Source organism: Dyadobacter sp. HNCC25DJ184 (assembly GCF_056895215.1).
Genome location: NZ_JBXHAQ010000006.1, coordinates 305,861 through 325,762, shown reverse-complemented (window position 1 = coordinate 325,762; position 19,902 = coordinate 305,861). Strand labels below are relative to the sequence as shown.

The window sequence follows — 19,902 nt, the reverse complement described above, 5'->3', positions numbered from 1 at the left end:
TACTTTTCTAAATATACCAATAATCAAGTTCTGTATCACAGCTTCATTTCCCCGTTTCATCTTCATCAGGAAAAATAATACCTGCCATTCTCGTATCAAGCTTTTGGATCATGTCATTAGACATCGCGTCAGCATAAACCCCATAACTACTTAAAAGTGTTCCGTTTACGCCATCCTGCGACTCGATCGCGTATAGAATCGAAGTGTCGGAAGGATTGCTCATTCCTTCAAACCTGTAAAATTCAACGATGTTGAACTGCTCCGGGGAAAGGGTAAGAATTACTCCGTCTTCCTTATGAACTTCGAGCGCGTGAGCAGTAAGGTTAAAATCGTATGTGAACCCTCTTTCTTTTAATTCTGCCAGTCTTTCCATTACGGTGTCTGGCTCGTTAGTATCCTGATTTTCAGGATTCATGCTTGGTTCTGCGGACGTATTTTCAGGGAGATTCATGATCGTTTCAGGTTAAAATTTAGACAGAATTTAACACGCGCCTCATATGGCAAGGAAGGATAAACCCTTCGCTCATTTCATTCTTAGACAAAAAGCGTGCCCATGTTTACAACCCGATGCCGTACCATAGGATTCTTCTTCTGGTGTAAGTAGATTTAGTTAAAAATATATTTAATTGATATAGTCTATATAAATAATAGGTTATTACCTTTGTCGCTCTTATCCAACTTCGGATGGAATGGTGCGTTTGGGGTAATCTGGTTAAATATTATTCCTTAATACTCGATCGTATCTAAGTTTTTTTGGACCTTATTTTGTTATATCTTTTATTTTAATAATACAATACAATTTGCGCTGTTTACTACTTATTGGTCAAATCATCGATCGGTCGCCCTTCATGCGCGCTTATCAGCGACAAGCATTTATTCCTAATCCATTAATAAAACTCTATCCAAATTTTGTAGTATGAGATCAATAATGTTTACCAAACGATTATCCACATTTGCCATGCATTTGTCCCTCGCCACGCTTGTTGGTGTTGGTACACATGCAGAATCAATTGTGAATAAATTGCCAGACGAGGCGTTGAAAAAAAGAACGAATATCTCGTTGGCAAGACTGGCAGCAGCCGATATTCAGGTATCTGGAAAAGTAACCGATGAAAAAGGGGAAGAATTGCCCGGCGTGAACGTCCTTGTGAAAGGCAGTAGGCTAGGTACATCCACGAATGCTAGCGGTGAATTTCAAATCAATGTAGCCGCAGACGGCGTGTTGGTATTTTCTTTTGTCGGCTATAAGGCGGAGGAAGTTTCAGTAGGTAACCGAACCAACATTAACGTTCAGCTAAAACCAGAACAAAGTTTATTAGACGAGGTTGTGGTTGTGGGATATGGTACTCAGAAGAGGAACAGTCTGACCAATTCAGTTTCGACGATCAGTGGGGCAGATGTAGCGCGTCGGCCGGTTTCGAATATTCAGCAATCATTTCAGGGCTTGATGCCGGGTGTTGCTGTTACCGATCTTGGGGGTTCGCCCGGGAAATCCAACGCGACAATTCGTGTGCGCGGGGTTACTACTTTTAATATCAATGGTAGCAGTACCAGTGGCTACGATATGAGCAAAAACGATGCACTAGTTATCGTTGACGGCATCGAGCAGCAATTGAGCGACATCAACCCGGATGATATTGAATCCGTTTCAATTTTAAAAGACGCCGCTTCGACTGCGATATATGGTTCGCGAGCAACCAACGGGGTTGTGATGATCACGACCAAAAGAGCAAAAGGAGGCAAAGTTCAGGTGGATTATCACGGATATTACGCGATTCAGAAGTCGAACAACGTGCCAGTGATGATGGATCTGGAGCCCTATATGAAAATGCAGGCAATTGCCTACACCAATGCGGGTTCGGCAGTGCCGGCAAGGTTTACCGACGAAGCTATAAATACCTGGGTGAACGCCACGGACCGCGAAAAGTATCCTTTGCCAAACACTTGGTTTAAAACTTTGTTACACGCAGCGCCACAGCAAAACCACACGCTATCGGTAGCTGGTGGTACTGATGTTTTGAGAACAAGATTGAGTGTTCGTTATCAGGATCAGGATGGTGTAATTGACAATTTCAGTAACAAAATCGGTGAAATCCGGTTGAATTCGGACTATACTGTTTCAAAGAGAATTCGGATCAGTGCGGATGTGAACTATCGCAATAATGTTTCCGCAAACCCGACGACCAATTCGGATCCATCAACCGGAACGGTTATCGCCCCTCTAAACAACTTCTTCCACGGCTCACTTTGGGCTGTTCCAAAATATTCTGACGGAACCTATGGATTAAGTACGCAGGGAAACAATCCACTCATGTTTATTGAAATCGGGGGTCAGTCGAAGCAAAGAACTGATTACCTGGCGGGATATATCAAGGGCGAATTTGATATTCTGGAAGGCCTGACTTTCTCGACGCAACTTGCAGGCCGCGGACTTTATACGCAGCAGAAGAATTACACGAATTCTTATACCAATACGGATAAGAATATGAACATCACCAAAGTTGTTGCAAATAACAGTTTGTATGAAATCCGGAATACGCTTCGGGAATATACAATCAACAATTTGCTGACTTACGAGAAATCTTTTGGTATTCATAATCTGAAAGCCTTGGTTGGTTATTCTCAAATCGGAAATACGCAGACTTATTTGACTGCATACCGCGAGCGCTTTTACAATAATGACATCGGTTCCATAGGGCAGGGAGCGAACGACGGTACGAAAAACAACAACGGACGTGATGCTCAATATGGCTTGAGATCGTTTTTCGGAAGAGTTAACTATGACTACAATGGTAAATACCTATTGGAAGTTAATGGCCGTTATGACGGTTCTTCCAAATTCACGGGTGATAAGCAATATAGCTTTTTCCCTTCTTTCTCAGCCGGTTGGAGAATATCAAAGGAGAGTTTCTGGGAGCCACTTGAAAATGTTGTTAACGACTTGAAGTTCAGAGGTTCGTGGGGTAAAACCGGAAATCAATCGGTGGATCTTTATAGCTACTACGCTTCTTTAACAGCCAACGGATACAGTTTCGGAGGAACGCCGGTTCAGGGGTATCGTCAGAATACGTTGGCAAACACGGGTCTTGGCTGGGAATCGACTACTCAGCTGGATTTAGGTCTTGACGCAGCGTTTTTTCACAAAAGGCTGAATTTTACGATGGATTATTATCGTAAACTCACTAACGATATCCTCTTAAACCTGGATATTCCGGCCACGGTCGGTCTGGCAGCACCGCCTCAAAATGCAGGATCTGTTGAAAATAAAGGTTGGGAGTTCAGTTTGAATTACCGAGGGGCACCCGGCAGATCAGGATTCCGTTACAGCTTTGGTGGAAATTTGAGTATTAATCAGAATATGGTGACGGACTTGAAGGGAACCGGTCCGTATATCACTGGTTCTGATATCGATCCAAGATATATCATCAAAAAAGGCTTGCCGATCAATACATTATGGGGATACAAAACGGATGGATTGTTCCAAACCCAGCAGGAAATTACGGACTATAAAGCTACCTATGCCGCTAATACTAAGCCCGGAGATGTTAAATACCTGGATCTGAATGGTGACGGAACGATTAGCGCGCTGGACATGACTAATATCGGGAATTCATTTCCGCGTTATACTTTCGGAGCGAACGGCGATTTCTCTTATAAGAATTTTGACCTGAATATACTGTTCCAGGGAGCGGCAAAAGTAGACGCACGTTTGGCTGGGGCATTGGCAGAGATGGGTAATCAGGAAGGTTTTACGCACGAGATTTATACAAATAATTACTGGACACCGGAGCATACCGATGCACGTTTCCCTCGTCCGGTTAAGTATGATTTGAGAAACGTGGCAACGTCTGACCGCCTTGTTCTGAACGGATCGTACCTGCGTTTGAAAAACGTCCAGCTGGCATACAACATCCCATCGACTTTGACTCAGAAAATTCATCTTAGCAGGGTTAGGGTGTATGTTTCTGGTACCAATCTTTTTACGATCTCGGAGTTGACAAAATGGAGTCTGGATCCTGAAGCTCCGTCCGGGCGGGCCGTGTATTATCCGCAAACCCGGTTGTTTACGATGGGTTTAAATCTTCAATTCTGATCGAAAATATCTTAGCTCGAACTATCATGAAAACATATAAATTAAAATATATCATCTTTTCAGCGCTCGTAGCGTCATCCATTTTGCTGGTCTCGTGCGACCAGGATTTGCTTGAAACCGTGCCTAATGACCGTCTTTCTGTCGATGTATTCTGGAGAAACGAAACCGACGCGAAATTAGCTGTAAACGGGTTGTATACCGATCTGGACAGCACCAATATCGTCTCCTGGGATGCACTTACGGAAATTGCACATACTAATCAACCATTTGATGTTCAGGCATATATAGAGCTTGGGCAATATGATGCGACTAGCTCTAAACTCTATGGCGAATGGAGAAGAGCGTATCGCGGGATTCGTGCGACGAGTTACTTTTTAGAAAATGTAGATAAAGTGACTACAACCAATCCTACACTTATCAATCAATTGAAAGGGGAGGCGAAGACATTGCGAGCATATCAATATTTAAAACTGGCTGCATTTTTTGGAGACGTGCCTTTGGTAACTTCTTCGATTTCGATAAGTGAGGCCAGCAGCCTGACCCGCAATCCCGTTTCTGAAATATGGGATTTTATAGACAAAGAGCTTACCGACGCGGCTGCCCTGCTTCCGACAACTTACCCGGCAACTGACAGAGGGCGAATTACTCAAGGAGCAGCGTTGGGTCTTGCAGCAAGAGCAAATTTGCTTGCTGGCCGATATCAAAAAGCAGCCGACGCGGCGGACAAAGTGATGAAACTGGGCATATATGGCCTGAATGATTCATATGAGAAGCTTTTCGGCTATGCAGCTGAAAATAACAAAGAAGTATTGTTGGATCGTCAGTTCATCAAGGATACCTATCCGATCAATGTTTTTGTTTTATTGGCACCATATAGCCAGAAAAACAGCCAAAGCACATATGTTCCGACCAAGAATCTTGTGGACTTGTATGAAACAGCTGAAGGTAAAAAAATAACCGATGCAGGAAGTGGCTACAAGCCGGAAACGCCTTATGTTAATCGGGATCCGCGTCTGAAATTTTCTGTTTTTTTGGATGGAGATATTCTTCCAAGCGGAATAGTTTTCAAGCCAGCGCCAAACAGCGGAAGTGCGGATGCTGTTGGAAGTACCTATATCGCTTCGACGACGGGTTTCAATATCAAAAAGTATATCCAAACGGACGACTTTGCCAATCCTGCCAATAGTGGTATCAATATCATTCTTCAGCGTTATGCAGAAATTTTGTTGACATATGCTGAAGCAAAAATTGAATTGGGACAAGTGGATGCCACGGTTTTGAGCGCGATCAACGCTGTAAGAAATGGCCGGACTGATGTGAAGCAACCATCAATTACTGCGACGTCTCAGGCCGATTTGCGAGAAATCGTGCGTCGGGAAAGAACCGTGGAGCTGGCATTCGAAGGACTGCATTTATTCGATATTCGTCGTTGGAAAACTGCCGCATCTGTCATTCCCGGACCGATTTATGGCATCAACTATACTGATAATAGCGGTGCGCTGACAACTGTTCAAGTAATTGGGGTCAATAAAGTGTTTGATGCAAGTCGTCACTATTTATGGCCTGTTCCACAAAAAGAAAGAGATCTAAATTCCTCATTGACCCAAAACCCAGGCTGGTGATGTGTTGATTATTCAATACCAGCCCTGAATGTGGGTTACAAGATTTAAGCTACTAAAGAGGGTATTTCCACTCATTAGTAGCTCAAATTCTTTTATGGTTTGTAGTCGGTAGTGCTCATATTATACGAAGCAAAGCATCCAAGTCCTCCACTCATATTCGTGTATATCAATGACGGCTCGGCGAATGGATTATCGTTATCACTGTTTTCGAGCGAGCGATGGTATTTGTAATAAGCTTCATCGGTATTGAGAATCGACATGCTTACTTGATCGATCTTCGTATCTGACCTGAATTTCAGAGATTTACCTTCATAAATAATCTCATTATAGGAATTTACAACCGAGGTATACCCTCTTGGAGAAGAGAACGACGTGCCATCAATATTGATATCGCTTTGGAATACATTTTTACCGATATCGTTATCCCAAGAAAATATTCGCTTTTCCTGCGCTCGAAGTACGCTTAGAGTTTGAGTATCCGGATCCCAGGTGTAGCCGTTGTATGAATATATTAGAAAGGCACTCACCCTGTAATAATTTGGCTCCCCTGCGATATCGTCCCAATGCATTCTTAGATCTACCTCTGGATATTCATAGGTATTCAAAGGCACGGTTGAATCAATTTTATATGTCAAGTCAAAATCTTTTAATGGAACCAAGGAACGTGGAACCGTGGTCTCGCCGTTAATCGTCCGTTTGCCATCGGTTACTTTTAAGAGATATTTCGTCCCGGCTTTAATGGAAAATAGTTGACTATCAAGAGTGTATAGCCTTGTTTCCGAATCGAATGGAATTTGGATTTCGTTTTGCCCATCGCTGATCGTAACAATTGCATTTTCGATAATTAAATCTCCTTCTTTTACAGTTTCAGCAAAATAGGGTGCGGACTCTGAAACAAGGGCGATGATATATGGCGATTGCGGCGAAATGAAGCATTGTACCACTAATTTGGAGTCGGTCGACGGCAATTTGTCGAGGTCAACATCCTGTACCAATGAGTCGCATGCAAATGTGACCAGTGCTAAAAGAAAAATGACAAGTCTGGCTAATATTTTCATGGTCGGAATGCTAAAACTTGAAATTGTAACTGAAAGACGGCAGTACCGGAAACAGAGAGTAGCGCTGGAGCACATTTTTCTCCACACCATTTCCGTCTGTGGTAGTATTGACATCGTAATAGAATGGATTTCGACGGTTATAGGCATTATATAATCCAAATTCCCAGGTTCGTTCGTGACGTTTTTTCTTCTTGTGAAATTGAATGGCAATATCCATTCTGTGAAATGCCTCGGCGCGGAAACTATTTTTATCGCCATATTCATTGGACCTTCGACCAGAGAAACTACCCGGCGGATTGCCATCGTAAGTTCCTGGGATGTAACGATCTCTTGGCGTTCTGAATTCCGATATCGGTAATGTCAGTGCATTTCCTGTTCCATATACCCAGGTTGCTGAAAGCGTTATCCGCTTGCTGATTTCATATATTCCAACGATTGAAAGATCGTGGCGACGGTCATATTTGGGGTAAAAAGTTTTGCCAAAATTGAGCTCGGGGAACTGCCATTTGGTCCAGGAAAGCGTATATCCAACCCACCCCGAAAGACGTCCGATCTTACGTTGTATGAGAAATTCCATTCCATACGACCACCCTTTTCCCGCGGTTACGTTTTCTTCCCAGGTTAGTTCGTTTGCATTTTCACCTGTTATCGATAAAAACGAGGATCCTTCCTTATAACTGATGATATTGTTCATTCTCTTGTAATAACCTTCGAGTGTAATACTCAGCGCTGGTCTTTCCAGATCTTTCGCAAGACCTATGGCCACCTGTCTGGACTGTTGCGGGGCAATTTTGTCCGTAGTCGGAACCCACAAGTCAGTTGGTAACCCCAGACCAGTGTTTGATAACAAGTGTATATATTGGTTCATTTGGGCATATGATGCCTTTGCAGAGAAGTTTTTAGCCAACCGGAGTGCGGATGAAAAGCGAGGTTCGGGCCTCAAATAGTTCTTCGTTTTAGTCTGGAAAGTACTCAACCGAAAACCCAGGTTCATTTTCAACGGTTCAATTGGCTGCCAGGTGTCTTCTATATATACCCCGGTTTCCAGCGTATTTACAGGTTGGACAGTCCGGACAATAGGGGTGGAAGTGAAATCACCTTGCACAGCCAGAGCTGAAGGGATAAAGCGGTGAATGGTCGCCTGTCCTCCAAACTTGATCGCATGGCTGGTGTTGGGATAATAGTCAAAATCCGTTTTTATACTCAAATCGCGAATGCGGCTGTCGTAATCCAGACTGAATTCATCTGTCCGATCCTCATATTCATCTCTGGTATAGGCACCGATATTAAAATTGAATTTGCTGAATATAGCCGAAGTGTTCATGAAGAGCTTTTGGTTGAACAAATGGTTCCAGCGCAGCGTAGAAGTGGCGTTTCCCCAATTCAACCCTCCAATTGACGACGATGTAGGGCTTTTCTCTACAACTTTGAACTTGTCCCTACCAAAATATCCGCTCAGATATAATTTATCCTTCGCGCCCAGGTCGTAGTTCACTTTCGCATTAAGGTCATAAAAATAGTACCCTGGCTTGACCTTGCTGATCTCTCCCTGCTGCTGTTGAGCAATCAGCGGTGCGGCGAGAAAATCGATATAAGTTCTTCTTCCCGAAATCAGGAACGACGATTTGCCTTTTACAAGCGGGCCTTCCAAAGTTAAGCGAGAAGAGATCAGGCCGATTCCACCTTCTCCGTGTAGTTTGTCTTTGCTTCCCTCTTTCATATTGATATCCAAAACGGAAGAAAGCCGACCGCCATATCTTGCTGGAAATCCTCCTTTTGTTAACTCCACACTTTTGAGGGCGTCGCTGTTGAAAACAGAAAAGAAGCCGAAAAGATGGCTCGCGTTGTAGACCGTCGCATCGTCAAGAATGATCAGATTTTGATCAGGACCGCCGCCCCGGACATAGAGACCGGTTTGTCCCTCGCTGCCCTTTTGGACGCCCGGCATAAGCTGTAAAATTCGGAGAACGTCTTTTTCCCCCATAAAGGCCGGAAGCTTTTTGATTTGTTCAATCGGAATTTCAATCTTGCTCATTTGCGAGCTCCGGCTGACAAACTCCTGCTGTCGCTTATCCGAAATGAGTACTTCGTCAAGATCATTGTCGGTTTTTAAAAGGATGTCTTTCTGGATATTTTGCGTCAAAACAATCGCAATATTCTGATGGTTATACCCGACAAATGAGAAGGTGAGTATTATGGAATCCTGAGAGGCGGGCACTGTGAGTGAATAGAAACCATATGTATTGGTGACTGTGCCGTAGCCAGAATTCTTAAGGTATACGTTGACTCCCGGCAATTGCTCCAGGCTTCCATATTCTTTGACGAAGCCACTGATGGTAATTTCTTTTTGCGCCAGGCACGATATGGTAGTCAAGAAGAATGAGATAGTGAGTAAAAAGCGCATGTTATGCTGGTAAGGAGGCGATTTGGATTAGACTGTTAATTCATATTCAGGTAGGCGTTTGGAAAAGTAAAGAGACCCTCGGAGGTGGTCACGATTTTAATAAGCAGAATCTTATTGAATATATACGCCAGGGGTGCGAACGCGGATACTATTTCTCTAACTGAGAAGCGTCTGATTTTAGTATTTTAATGCCTATTTAATTTTAGGTATATCTAAATTTTGGTGACGCAATGAGATTTGTGAATAGATTTTCTGTTGTGTTTTCGGAATATGCTGATAATGAGGCGATTGATTGATTCTGGTTTTATGAGTTTAAATCTCCGATAATTGTGATGGCATTGGTTCGAAACAGTGAAGCCGAACATATTTACATCAGGAAGTTCCTTGTTTTAAATCTGATTTAGTCGCCCCGGTATGTTCACACGCGATTCCTTCGTTGCCGAGTTTATAAAAATCAAGTTTCCCCATTCATTCAAATTCGTAGAGAAAGAATAAATGAGGAACTTTGAAATTCGTTAATGCAAATACTTGCCAGCCATTGGCCGGTTGGGTCAATTTATCCCTTTCACCTTCATTTTTAGTCCATAAACTGCCTTTTCAGCAGTGATAAATAGCATATCCCGTTTTTTACCACCGAAACAGATATTGGCTGTCCAGCCCTTGTGAATAGGGAAATGCGCGATTTTTTCTCCTTTTTTGTCAAAAACCGTGACACCGTCGCCGGTGATATACAGGTTGCCTTCGTTGTCCAGCGTCATACCATCCGACCCCATAGGGGCGAAAAGCGTTTTGTTTTTCAAAGTACCATCTGCCGCAACATCATATGAATAGGTTTTGCCTGCGCCGATATCTGCCACAAAAAGTTTTTTGCCATCCTTGGTTCCGATAATTCCATTAGGCTTTTTGAGCTTGTCGTCTACGCGGGTTAGCTTTTTATGATCCGGGCTTAGATAATATACGTGCTCGCCGTCTTGCTGCATGGCGGGGTCGCGTTTCCAGTAATCACGTTTGTATAATGGATCGGTCATATATATACCCCCATCCGGCGCGATCCACAAATCGTTCGGACCGTTTAATAGTTTGCCATCATAATCTTTAACAAGTACCGTCGGGTTCCCTTTTTTGTCAAAAGACCAAACCTGGTTGTCTTCGTCTGCGCAGGTTACAAGGTTTCCTTTCTTATCGAAATACATACCGTTTGAGCGACCCGCTTTGTCGGAAAAGACAGAAAATTTACCCGTTTCCGCATCCCAGCGAATGATCTTGTTGTTGGGCTGATCAGTGAAGAAAACATTGCCGTCTTTGTCTGGAACAGGCCCTTCGGTGAAACTATATCCTTCACCCAGTTTTTCTACCTGTGCGCCCTCTGCAACAATCGCGTTTTTGTCCATAATCTGAGCTGAAATCAGGGAAGGAGTCAATAAGAAAACGCCAACAAGTCCCTGTATGAATGATTTTTGAATATAGTGCATTTAATAATTGATTTGCAAAGTGATTTCCCTCAAAAGAAAATTAAAACTTAAACATACTTTATTAGAAGAGAGATATGCCTGCATCATAATAAAAAACCGCTTTCCTGCGAAGGGAAAGCGGTTGATATATAGTCTTAAATTTACTTTTTGCCGGCGAAAGAACGCAGCATCCAGGTGTTCTTTTCTTTGAACTGCATAAAACGGTTCACCATATCATTTGTGCCGTCGTCTCCGGCCTTATCGGTTTCTTCCAGCAGGTCGCGCTCCATTTCAATAAGTTTCGCCATATCGTCCAAAATCGCATCGACCATATCCAGGTCTTTCATTCCGATCGTGTTGATTTCTTTGATGGATGATTCCTCAATATAGTCTGCGAAACGGCTGTGAGGCGGCTTTCCTAATGTCAACACCCTTTCTGCGATCTCGTCAATCGTCAGTTGGGCGTTGGTATATAGCTCTTCAAACTTGACATGCAGCGTGAAGAAATTCTGGCCTTTGATATTCCAGTGGCAGCCTCTCAACTTTTGATAATGTATATGGTAGTTTGCCAGGTATTCATTCAACATATCCACCACAGGTTTAACGTCCTTTTCGTTCAGGCTTATTGTTTTGGCATCCATTTTCGTAGAAATTTAAAGTGAAACAATTCAGTTCACGTATAGTATCAAATGTTATGCCAGGGGCTTTCGGCGGTCGGCTTCACTCAGGATCTGATTTTTAAGATTATCAGCCCTCGAATGGCCAACTGCGTTCAGATTCCGGGCCATGATTTAATTAATATCACAAAGCCTTGCGTCAATCGTAACCTATCGCGTCCATTGCGGTTAAGTTCTTCCTTTCAAACTACTGATTAATTAACACCTTGCAGCCGCCCTTTCTAATACTCTCATACACCGCATCGACAACAATCATATCCTTTAAACCCTCTTCGCCCGTGATATGCGGATCAGGTTTATTGTTTAGAATGATATCGGCGAGGCCGTCCATTTGCAAAGTCTGGTGGGTAATGACCGGGAAATTCAGCGGGCCCAAATGTGTTCGTCCCTTGATAGGTCCATAACCAAAAGCCGGATTTAGTTCTGCAAAACCTTTTTCACCATTGATATACAGACGTTCAGAATTGTTAAAGTTATAGGTACAGCCACAGTTTGCAATTGCTCCGCTTGGAAAACCCAGTTGGAACGTGATCGTTTCGTCCACTTCGGCAAATTTGACCGGGTCCGTTTTTGTTTCCTGCGCCGTTACCCAAATCGGCTCTTCCCCGGTTCCATATCTCGCTCCGTTGAGAGAATATACTCCTACATCCATCATTGCGCCTCCGCCCGCCAAAGCTTTTTTCAACCTCCATTGCGTCGGGTCGCCAATTTTGAAACCCATGTAGTTATTAACATGCATGATTTTTCCAAACTCCCCAGCTTCCCGCATCCTTATGATCTCGCGTGTATTGGGCTCAAAATGAAGACGATATCCAACATAAAACCGCACACCGGCTTTCCTGCAAACTTCGACCATTTCCCTGGCCTGTTTCGCATTGTCGGCCAATGGTTTTTCGCATATCACATGTTTTCCTGTCGCCGCTATTTGCAATACATGCTTGTAATGCAGCGAGTTAGGTGTCGTTACATACACAATATCGATATCCGGATTGTTTTTGATCTGATTGACCGTGTCGTAGTTGTAAGTGTTCTTGTCGGGAATATTGAATTTCTGTTTCCAGCTGTCAATTTTAGAAGGAGTTCCGGACACAAGGCCAACCAGCGTAGCCATTTTGCAGTCCTGCATCGCTTTTGCTACAATATTAGCATACCCGCCCAATCCCATCAGCGCAACTCTCAGCTTCTTGTCATCCGGCAACGACGGGAATGTGTCGGCAGCATATGAAAAATCTGTTATTGCACTTAACCCAAAACTTAAAGAAAGCATCTGCAGAAAATCACGACGGGAGTTCATTGGCCAAAGTTTTAAAGTTGTTTAAATGTTAATTAAAGGATATGGGCAGATATATCTCCTTATATATTAACTTGTTGTGGCAGATAATTCGAAGGTATGGTCTGCTCCATGATAGCCCACTATCATTTTTTTGATTTTTTTATTCCCTTCGTGAACTAACACTGTAAAATAGATGTATATACATTAAATGTAACAACATATAAAATTCAGAACTTATGAAAACGCTCATTAATGGCTTGCACCACATTACAGCATTGGCAAGTGATGCTCAGAAAAATGTTGATTTCTACGTGGGGGTTTTGGGGCTGAGGATGGTGAAAAAAACAGTGAATTTTGATGCACCAGATGTGTATCACTTATACTACGGTGACGAAACCGGCTCACCGGGCTCTATATTGACATTCTTTCCATACGCAGGTCTTCAAAGAGGACGCAAAGGCGGAGGGCAGTTAACATATACCGCTTTTTCAATTCCTACGGCTTCGTTGAGCTATTGGATGGATAGATTGACCCAGTTCGGAATTCCTTATGCGGGTCCTTATCAACGTTTCAACGAAAGTTATTTGCGTTTTGAAGATTATGATGGGATGGGAGTGGAGTTGGTAGCTAATGGCAACGATACAAGACCAGGCTGGAACAACGGCAAAATTCCTGCTGAATTTTCAGTGAGAGGATTTTATACCGCCACATTAAACGAGTTCAATATTGACCGCACCGTTTCGCTTTTAACGGACGTGATGCAACATAAATTGATTGCCGAGGAAAAAGATTTGTTTAGATTTGAGGCTCCAAACGGTGGTCCTGGCTCATATGTCGATGTTTTGAAATCGCCAAATGATGTGCGTGCGTTGCAGGGGGCGGGTTCTGTACATCATATCGCTTTTGCCACTGATTCTGATGAAAGTCAGTTAGAGATCAGAGAGAATTTGTTGACGACCGGATATCACCCAACCGAGGTACTGGACAGGAATTATTTCCACAGTATTTATTACAGAGAGCCAGGTGGTATTTTGTTTGAAATCGCGACAAACCCTCCGGGATTTGCGGTGGATGAAGATGTGCTGACGCTTGGATCTTCGTTAAAATTACCGGAATGGTATGAGCCACGTCGCGAAAGGATCGAAGCTGGTTTGCCGCAATTGATTGCTTTGGCGAAATAATTAAACGCAGAGTTAATGGAGGTTGACGCTGAGTTACAGGGTTTTCTTGCTCAATATGTAACTCAGCCGACCAAAAGTTAGATAAATAAATATAAACGTGATGCACAGTTCAGACAGTTTGGTTTTTGGAGGGCAGCAAGTGGATATTGCTGATAAAGTGGTGATTATGATTCATGGAAGAGGAGCTTCGGCGCATAGTATTTTGGGTCTTAGTCAATATTTCCCAACTGAAAAAGTAGCATATCTGGCTCCTCAGGCAACTGGTGGGACCTGGTATCCCTATTCTTTTCTGGCTCCGATGGATCAGAACGAGCCGGGACTTTCATCTGGTCTCGAGGTAATTGGCGAGATCGTGGATCGTCTTATTGCTGATTATGGCTTGAGTAAGGACAGGATATACTTTCTTGGCTTTTCGCAGGGAGCCTGCCTGGCATTGGAGTATGTTGCCCGAAACGCGGGTAAATATGGTGGCGTGTTTGGATTAAGTGGAGGATTGATCGGTCCTCCGGGAACTCCGCGCAATTATGAAGGTTCTTTCGACGGCACGCCTGTATTTTTAGGATGTAGTGATATTGACTCCCATATTCCGAAGGAACGGGTAGTAGAAAGCGGCGAAGTTTTTAAGCGAATGGGAGCAGAGACGACTGTGAGATTATATAAGAACTTCGGACATAGTATTAATGAAGATGAAATAGATTTTGTGAATCAGATTCTTGCTTAGTTGACTGTAATCAAAACAGGCTGGTCGTTTGGCCAGCCTGTTTTTTGCGTATTTCCCCTCAATATGGTTTAATTAATTCAAGGCTAGTATACGTTCGCTGGTCTTTTCAGAAATGGAAATTGTCTTTTTTTCTGTCACATCGTTTGCGGTAACTTCAACCGTATAGGTACCATAATCGAGTTCGTTCAAAACCATTACTTTTCCGAATTTATCTCTGTTGGCGTCTACATACTCTCTATAGATGTAATTGCCACCTTTGTCACGCAGCGAAACGATTGTTCTCGTTGGAATGCCATACTTAAAGACCAGCACATTCAATTTGTTGTCCTTGTTTATAAACATCGTAGTGCTGAAACTGGATGCACTTCTGAGCATTTCCCGGCGCTCTTTTCTTGATTTTTTGTCTGCGTTTGCAGGAGAGAAAGTTGATGAAACCAGCAATAAGCTCATTATTGCTGAAAAAATTAAAGTTTTCATGACGTAAATAATTTGTTGGCTAATAGATGATTAATTTCAAAGTAATAGGTAAAATGTTGTCTTAATATCTGTTCATAGCTTACCTCCTTTCTGGTGAAACCTTTGGTTTTCAGTTTAATTGATGTTTGTGTTAATTTTTTTGTAAATATCTGTTTTTCAGTGTATTGGATTTCTGATCGGTAACCGTGTCAGGAGAACCTGTGTACTATCTTAGTCGGCTTATGGTTTGTGAGGGTAACATTGGTCAGAAATAAAATCCATATTTTTTTGCGAACGACTGTAGGTGAGAAAGCAAAAGACCTCCTCAAAACTGGTGAGAAGGTCTTATGTCGGATTCCTGTTTTCATGCGTTTGGCTGCTTAACTGACGATCTTATTTAATCGTAATCTCACGTTCCACATTTTCGGAAAGCTGCAATGTTTTGGTTTCTGTCACGCCGTTGCTGATTACTTCAACCTGATATTGACCAGGGTTCAGATCGTCCACGTTCAATTGCTTTCCGAACTTGGTAACCTTTTTACTTACGTTTTCGCTGTAAAGAATTTCACCTTTTTCATTTTTCAACAAAACAGTGGTGGGAGTAGCTGCGCCTGATTTTTCAACAAGTACATTGACTTTTCCCGCTTTGTTGACATAGATTCCAGTGGCAAAGGTTGACTTTTTGGTTTCTTTATCTTCTGCGTGAACAGCAACGGTTGCAGATGTAAAAATGGCAACGGCGATGGCGAAAGTATTGATTAAGTTTTTCATGGCTAAAAGTGATTTGTTATTGTGATTGAGTAACTAAAAGAACATGACAAATATATATGTTATCACAGGTACTATGTTATACAAAGTACATGAATGGTGATTTCAGTTGGATGAGTGGCGGGGTGGTAAAATGAGTGAATGGGCCGGGGGCGCTGACGACGAATCTGAGAATGGGCGAATGAGTGAATGAGTGATTGTTTCCGGCCTCGAAAACGCCGAATGGAGATAGTCAGCCGAATAATTCGGATGGTCATTACATAGAAGAAGAGCCTTCTCAAAGTATTTGGGAAGGCTCCTGGGCAATATATTTACTGGTTTTAGTCGGTTGATGAGTAGTCTTACTTGATGGATATCTCACGTTCCACATTTTCGGAAAGCTGCAATGTTTTGGTTTCTTTCACACCATTGCTGATGATTTCAACCTGATATTGACCAGGGTTCAGATCATCTACATTTAATTGTTTTCCAAATTTGGTAATCTTTCTACTGAAATTTTCGCTGTATATGATCTCCCCTTTTTCATTTCTTAATAATAAAGTGGTTGGTGTAGCCGCTCCCGATTTTTCGACAGCTATATTGACTCTACCTGCTTTGTTAACATAGATTCCAGTGGCAAAGGTTGACTTTTTGGTTTCTTTATCTTCTGCGTGAACAGCAACGGTTGCAGATGTAAAAATAGCAACGGCGATGGCGAAAGTATTGATTAAATTTTTCATGGCTAAAAGTGATTTGTTATTGTGTTTGAGTAACTAAAAGAACATGACAAATATATATGTTATCACAGGTACTATGTTATACAAAGTACATGAATGGTGATTTCAGTTGGATGAGTGGCGGGGTGGTAAAATGAGTGAATAGGCCGGGGGCGCTGAAGACGAATATGAGAATGGGCGAATGAGTGGATGAGTGATTGTTTCCGGCCTCGAAAACGCCGAATGGAGATATTCAGCCGAATAATTCGGATAGTCATTATATAGAAGAAGAGCCTTCTCAAAGTATTTGGGAAGGCTCCTGGGCAATATATTTACTGGTTTTTAGTCGGTTGATGAGTAGTCTTACTTGATGGATATCTCACGTTCCACATTTTCGGAAAGCTGCAATGTTTTGGTTTCTTTCACACCATTGCTGATGATTTCAACCTGATATTGACCTGGGTTCAGATCATCTACATTTAATTGTTTTCCAAATTTGGTAATCTTTTTACTGAAATTTTCGCTGTAGATGATCTCTCCTTTTTCATTTCTCAACAGTAAAGTGGTTGGTGTAGCCGCTCCCGATTTTTCGACAGCTATATTGACTCTACCTGCTTTGTTAACATAGATTCCAGTGGCAAAGGTTGACTTTTTGGTTTCTTTATCTTCTGCGTGAACAGCAACGGTTGCAGATGTAAAAATAGCAACGGCGATGGCGAAAGTATTGATTAAATTTTTCATGGCTAAAAGTGATTTATTTTTCTGTTTGAGTAACTAAAAGAACATGACAAATATATATGCTATCACAGGTACTATGTTATACAAAGTACATGAATGGTTGAATATGTTACATGAGTGGTGCGGGTAAAGAACGAGTGAATTTTTGAATGAGTAAATGAGTGAATGGTGGAGCGAGCCAGGGTCTCGGATGACGAGCGAGTGAATATATGGGTTAGGGTTGGCCGGACAGTATTGACGCATCAATTGATCGAAAAGCCCTCTCAACGCGAACTGAGAGGGCTTTTGCCATACAATCCCTTATACAGATCTCTGAAATTTAAGCAATTATGTAACAAGCCATGACTACACTTTAACAACAACTGACCACTTATGACATGCCGCCACAACCCCTTTCCATGCCTGACATATAGTTCTATGACAGCTATTCTTTTTCCACATAATTCATGTCTTTGGTGAAAGTCTCTTCCAGGAAATAGAGTGCTCCCAAAGCCAGAGCTGATGTTGCAAGACCTAGTAATAGTCCGCTGTGGATCACCCCCAAGTCCGGCTTGAAGTGGACAAAAAGTGCTGCGAGTGGTATCGTTGCACCTCGAACGAAGTTTGGAACGGTGGTCGCGACGGTAGCACGAAGGTTTGTGCCGAACAATTCTGCGGCAATGGTGATGAACAATGTCCAATACCCGTTGCAGAAACCGAGCATGGCAACGATAATGTAGAACGATAAGGTACTATTCATCGGGAATAAAAGATATGCGGTCATCATGATGAGCGACAGTCCGATAAAGATGCCGATCACCTTTCGTCTGCTTTTCAGATACTGACTTAGCAAACCACTGGCAATATCCCCAAAAACTTGTCCGGAAAATGCGAGCATTACAGCCTTTCCTGCATTGATTCCTTCCACTCCTTTCGCAATACCAAATTCCGGAGAGAAGGTGATCAGGATACCAACCACAAACCATATGGGCAGACCGACTAAAATGGCCAGCAGATATTTGCCAAACCGTTTTGAGTTTGTCAATATCATCAAAATATTTCCACGATCAACGGAGCGGTCTTTCACACTTTGAAACATTCCCGATTCAAATACATTGAATCGAAGAATGAGCAGGAGCAATCCCATTCCACCACCAACAAAATAGGAGACGCGCCACTCAAACATATCAGCAACAAAGTAGGCTAAAATAGCTCCCAATACCCCCAAGGTGGCAACTAACGTCGTTCCAAACCCGCGGATCTCTTTTGGCAAAACCTCTGTTACCAGCGTGATTCCGGCACCTAATTCTCCTGCCAGACCAACGCCCGCAATGAAACGCAAGATGGAGTATTGGGTCATATCCGTTACGAAGCCGTTGCCGATATTCGCCAGAGAATACATAATAATGGAGCCGAAAAGCACCGAAAGCCTACCGCGTTTATCGCCCAATATGCCCCACAAAACACCACCGATCAACATTCCTGCCATCTGGCTGTTGAGCAAAGTAATGCCCTCCGTCAGCAACTGATCGTCTGGAATGTTGAGCGCTTTAAGACTGGGCACGCGCACGACACTAAACAGAAAAAGGTCGTACATATCAACCAGATAGCCAAGCGCGGCTACTATTACCGGAACCTGCAGGAGTTGAGAAAGCAACGACGGATTAGACTTTTCGGATATTGACATATCGGGATATGGGTTAGGAAACCTCCTTAAAAAGCTGAAAACAAAACTTTTGTCAATCTATATATGCCAGTTTGACTTAGCATTTCTACATAAATCGTTATTGGTGCACACGGCACGACCATCACTAAAATAACATCGGCTTTCGACTCCGAGCTTTCGGTCAGCGATTAAAGAAAAACTGACCAGTTCCTGACCATCTAAGACAAAACGTGACCACCCTAAAGCCTGTCGATCAGCATCCCCCCATCAACGCCGATCACTTGACCCGTCGAGTATGGAAAATCACCGCGTGTGAGCGATGCTACTGCCTTGCCGACATCTTCCGGAGTTCCCCACCGTGGTTGCAACGCGATGCCTCCTGCGAACAGGTTATCGTATTTTTCCTGCACTTTGGATGTCATATCCGTGGCAATAATGCCCGGTCTGATTTCGAATACAGGAATGCCATATTCGGCCATTCGTACAGCAAAGAGCAAATTAGTCATCGCGAGTCCGGCTTTTGAAATACAATATTCACCTCTGTTAATAGATGCAACTGTGGCAGAAATAGAAGTAACGAAAATGATAGAGCCTTCAAAGTCAACATCTTGCTGCTTATCTGCTGCCATACGCTTTGAAATACTTTGAGTCAGAAAAAAAGGGCCTTCCATATTCGTTTGAACCACTTCACGATAATTATCGACACTTGTCTCAAGTATATCCAGTCGTTGACGAGGGGCTATACCGGCGTTATTTACCAGTACATTTATTTGCCCAAAAGCGTCATATGCTGTTTTTACAATGTGCTCACGATCAGCTGCGTCCGCGATGCTTCCCTGGCAATAAACTACTTTCGCGCCAAGTTCCCGCAATTCATTCAGCGTATCGGCAGTGTTTTCTTCCGGTCTGACACCGTTGATCGCAAGGTCGTAACCTTCCCGGGCCAGCGCTTTTGCAATACCCAGACCAATTCCGCGACTACCACCAGTTATCAGTGCTGTTTTCTTTTTCATTTTTTGGCTATTAGGTTTAAGGTGTTAGCTTTTAGTTTTTTTACTTCGGCTTTCGGCTGCTGTAAAATATTAACTTTAGGGGCTTGGATATTATTTTTTACTAACCC

16 protein-coding genes are annotated in these 19,902 nt (G+C 42.9%); 4 read left to right on the top strand and 12 right to left on the bottom strand.

Annotated elements, in window-relative coordinates; translation table 11 throughout:
* Nucleotides 1-43: 43 nt before the first annotated feature.
* Complete coding sequence (locus tag AC1XUD_RS11995) at nucleotides 44-451, bottom strand: hypothetical protein (RefSeq protein WP_483361240.1); 408 nt, start codon at nucleotides 449-451, stop codon at nucleotides 44-46.
* Nucleotides 452-916: 465 nt separating this feature from the next.
* Between AC1XUD_RS11995 and AC1XUD_RS11990 the strand changes: the two genes are divergently transcribed.
* The gene (locus AC1XUD_RS11990; RefSeq protein ID WP_483361239.1) at nucleotides 917-4,093 is read left to right on the top strand and encodes a SusC/RagA family TonB-linked outer membrane protein; all 3,177 of its coding nucleotides are present in this window, start codon (nucleotides 917-919) and stop codon (nucleotides 4,091-4,093) included.
* A 26-nt stretch (nucleotides 4,094-4,119) separates the two neighbouring features.
* The gene (locus tag AC1XUD_RS11985) at nucleotides 4,120-5,715 is read left to right on the top strand and encodes a RagB/SusD family nutrient uptake outer membrane protein (protein WP_483361238.1); all 1,596 of its coding nucleotides are present in this window, start codon (nucleotides 4,120-4,122) and stop codon (nucleotides 5,713-5,715) included.
* A 92-nt stretch (nucleotides 5,716-5,807) separates the two neighbouring features.
* On the opposite strand, the gene AC1XUD_RS11980 is transcribed toward AC1XUD_RS11985, so the two are convergent.
* The 5 genes from AC1XUD_RS11980 to AC1XUD_RS11960 form a co-directional block, all read right to left on the bottom strand.
* On the bottom strand, nucleotides 5,808-6,773 hold the full coding sequence (locus AC1XUD_RS11980; protein ID WP_483361237.1) for a DUF4249 domain-containing protein: 966 nt from the start codon (nucleotides 6,771-6,773) through the stop codon (nucleotides 5,808-5,810).
* A 10-nt stretch (nucleotides 6,774-6,783) separates the two neighbouring features.
* Nucleotides 6,784-9,177, bottom strand: coding sequence for a TonB-dependent receptor (locus tag AC1XUD_RS11975; RefSeq protein WP_483361236.1), 2,394 nt, complete (start codon nucleotides 9,175-9,177; stop codon nucleotides 6,784-6,786).
* Nucleotides 9,178-9,728: 551 nt separating this feature from the next.
* Nucleotides 9,729-10,649 (bottom strand): SMP-30/gluconolactonase/LRE family protein, encoded by a 921-nt coding sequence (locus AC1XUD_RS11970; protein WP_483361235.1) that lies wholly within the window; start codon nucleotides 10,647-10,649, stop codon nucleotides 9,729-9,731.
* Nucleotides 10,650-10,789: 140 nt separating this feature from the next.
* Nucleotides 10,790-11,269, bottom strand: a complete 480-nt coding sequence (locus AC1XUD_RS11965) for a Dps family protein (RefSeq protein WP_483361234.1) — start codon at nucleotides 11,267-11,269, stop codon at nucleotides 10,790-10,792.
* A 223-nt stretch (nucleotides 11,270-11,492) separates the two neighbouring features.
* Complete coding sequence (locus tag AC1XUD_RS11960) at nucleotides 11,493-12,599, bottom strand: Gfo/Idh/MocA family protein (RefSeq protein ID WP_483361233.1); 1,107 nt, start codon at nucleotides 12,597-12,599, stop codon at nucleotides 11,493-11,495.
* Between the two features lie 215 nt (nucleotides 12,600-12,814).
* Here AC1XUD_RS11960 and AC1XUD_RS11955 point away from each other — a divergent pair, with 215 nt between their 5' ends.
* Nucleotides 12,815-13,759, top strand: a complete 945-nt coding sequence (locus AC1XUD_RS11955; RefSeq protein ID WP_483361232.1) for a ring-cleaving dioxygenase — start codon at nucleotides 12,815-12,817, stop codon at nucleotides 13,757-13,759.
* Nucleotides 13,760-13,859: 100 nt separating this feature from the next.
* Entirely contained in the window at nucleotides 13,860-14,480 is a 621-nt protein-coding gene (locus AC1XUD_RS11950) for an alpha/beta hydrolase (protein ID WP_483361231.1), read from the top strand.
* Nucleotides 14,481-14,552: 72 nt separating this feature from the next.
* On the opposite strand, the gene AC1XUD_RS11945 is transcribed toward AC1XUD_RS11950, so the two are convergent.
* The 6 genes from AC1XUD_RS11945 to AC1XUD_RS11920 form a co-directional block, all read right to left on the bottom strand.
* Nucleotides 14,553-14,957: a hypothetical protein gene (locus tag AC1XUD_RS11945; RefSeq protein ID WP_483361230.1), complete on the bottom strand. Its 405-nt coding sequence runs from the start codon at nucleotides 14,955-14,957 to the stop codon at nucleotides 14,553-14,555.
* A gap of 372 nt (nucleotides 14,958-15,329) precedes the next feature.
* A complete protein-coding gene (locus AC1XUD_RS11940) occupies nucleotides 15,330-15,707 on the bottom strand; it encodes a DUF3244 domain-containing protein (RefSeq protein WP_483361229.1) in 378 nt (125 codons plus the stop codon).
* 338 nt (nucleotides 15,708-16,045) lie between these two features.
* Nucleotides 16,046-16,423, bottom strand: coding sequence for a DUF3244 domain-containing protein (locus tag AC1XUD_RS11935; protein ID WP_483361228.1), 378 nt, complete (start codon nucleotides 16,421-16,423; stop codon nucleotides 16,046-16,048).
* A 339-nt stretch (nucleotides 16,424-16,762) separates the two neighbouring features.
* Nucleotides 16,763-17,140, bottom strand: coding sequence for a DUF3244 domain-containing protein (locus tag AC1XUD_RS11930; protein ID WP_483361227.1), 378 nt, complete (start codon nucleotides 17,138-17,140; stop codon nucleotides 16,763-16,765).
* 421 nt (nucleotides 17,141-17,561) lie between these two features.
* On the bottom strand, nucleotides 17,562-18,803 hold the full coding sequence (locus AC1XUD_RS11925) for an MFS transporter (protein ID WP_483361226.1): 1,242 nt from the start codon (nucleotides 18,801-18,803) through the stop codon (nucleotides 17,562-17,564).
* A 218-nt stretch (nucleotides 18,804-19,021) separates the two neighbouring features.
* Nucleotides 19,022-19,795 (bottom strand): 3-ketoacyl-ACP reductase, encoded by a 774-nt coding sequence (locus AC1XUD_RS11920; RefSeq protein ID WP_483361225.1) that lies wholly within the window; start codon nucleotides 19,793-19,795, stop codon nucleotides 19,022-19,024.
* Nucleotides 19,796-19,902: the final 107 nt, after the last annotated feature.

Excerpts from the sequence above, each read along its gene's own strand:
- AC1XUD_RS11995 (WP_483361240.1), bottom strand. The coding sequence starts at position 451 with ATGAATCTCCCTGAAAATACGTCCGCAGAACCAAGCATGAATCCTGAA.
- AC1XUD_RS11990 (WP_483361239.1), top strand. The coding sequence starts at position 917 with ATGAGATCAATAATGTTTACCAAACGATTATCCACATTTGCCATGCAT.
- AC1XUD_RS11985 (WP_483361238.1), top strand. The coding sequence starts at position 4,120 with ATGAAAACATATAAATTAAAATATATCATCTTTTCAGCGCTCGTAGCG.
- AC1XUD_RS11980 (WP_483361237.1), bottom strand. The coding sequence starts at position 6,773 with ATGAAAATATTAGCCAGACTTGTCATTTTTCTTTTAGCACTGGTCACA.
- AC1XUD_RS11975 (WP_483361236.1), bottom strand. The coding sequence starts at position 9,177 with ATGCGCTTTTTACTCACTATCTCATTCTTCTTGACTACCATATCGTGC.
- AC1XUD_RS11970 (WP_483361235.1), bottom strand. The coding sequence starts at position 10,649 with ATGCACTATATTCAAAAATCATTCATACAGGGACTTGTTGGCGTTTTC.
- AC1XUD_RS11965 (WP_483361234.1), bottom strand. The coding sequence starts at position 11,269 with ATGGATGCCAAAACAATAAGCCTGAACGAAAAGGACGTTAAACCTGTG.
- AC1XUD_RS11960 (WP_483361233.1), bottom strand. The coding sequence starts at position 12,599 with ATGAACTCCCGTCGTGATTTTCTGCAGATGCTTTCTTTAAGTTTTGGG.
- AC1XUD_RS11955 (WP_483361232.1), top strand. The coding sequence starts at position 12,815 with ATGAAAACGCTCATTAATGGCTTGCACCACATTACAGCATTGGCAAGT.
- AC1XUD_RS11950 (WP_483361231.1), top strand. The coding sequence starts at position 13,860 with ATGCACAGTTCAGACAGTTTGGTTTTTGGAGGGCAGCAAGTGGATATT.
- AC1XUD_RS11945 (WP_483361230.1), bottom strand. The coding sequence starts at position 14,957 with ATGAAAACTTTAATTTTTTCAGCAATAATGAGCTTATTGCTGGTTTCA.
- AC1XUD_RS11940 (WP_483361229.1), bottom strand. The coding sequence starts at position 15,707 with ATGAAAAACTTAATCAATACTTTCGCCATCGCCGTTGCCATTTTTACA.
- AC1XUD_RS11935 (WP_483361228.1), bottom strand. The coding sequence starts at position 16,423 with ATGAAAAATTTAATCAATACTTTCGCCATCGCCGTTGCTATTTTTACA.
- AC1XUD_RS11930 (WP_483361227.1), bottom strand. The coding sequence starts at position 17,140 with ATGAAAAATTTAATCAATACTTTCGCCATCGCCGTTGCTATTTTTACA.
- AC1XUD_RS11925 (WP_483361226.1), bottom strand. The coding sequence starts at position 18,803 with ATGTCAATATCCGAAAAGTCTAATCCGTCGTTGCTTTCTCAACTCCTG.
- AC1XUD_RS11920 (WP_483361225.1), bottom strand. The coding sequence starts at position 19,795 with ATGAAAAAGAAAACAGCACTGATAACTGGTGGTAGTCGCGGAATTGGT.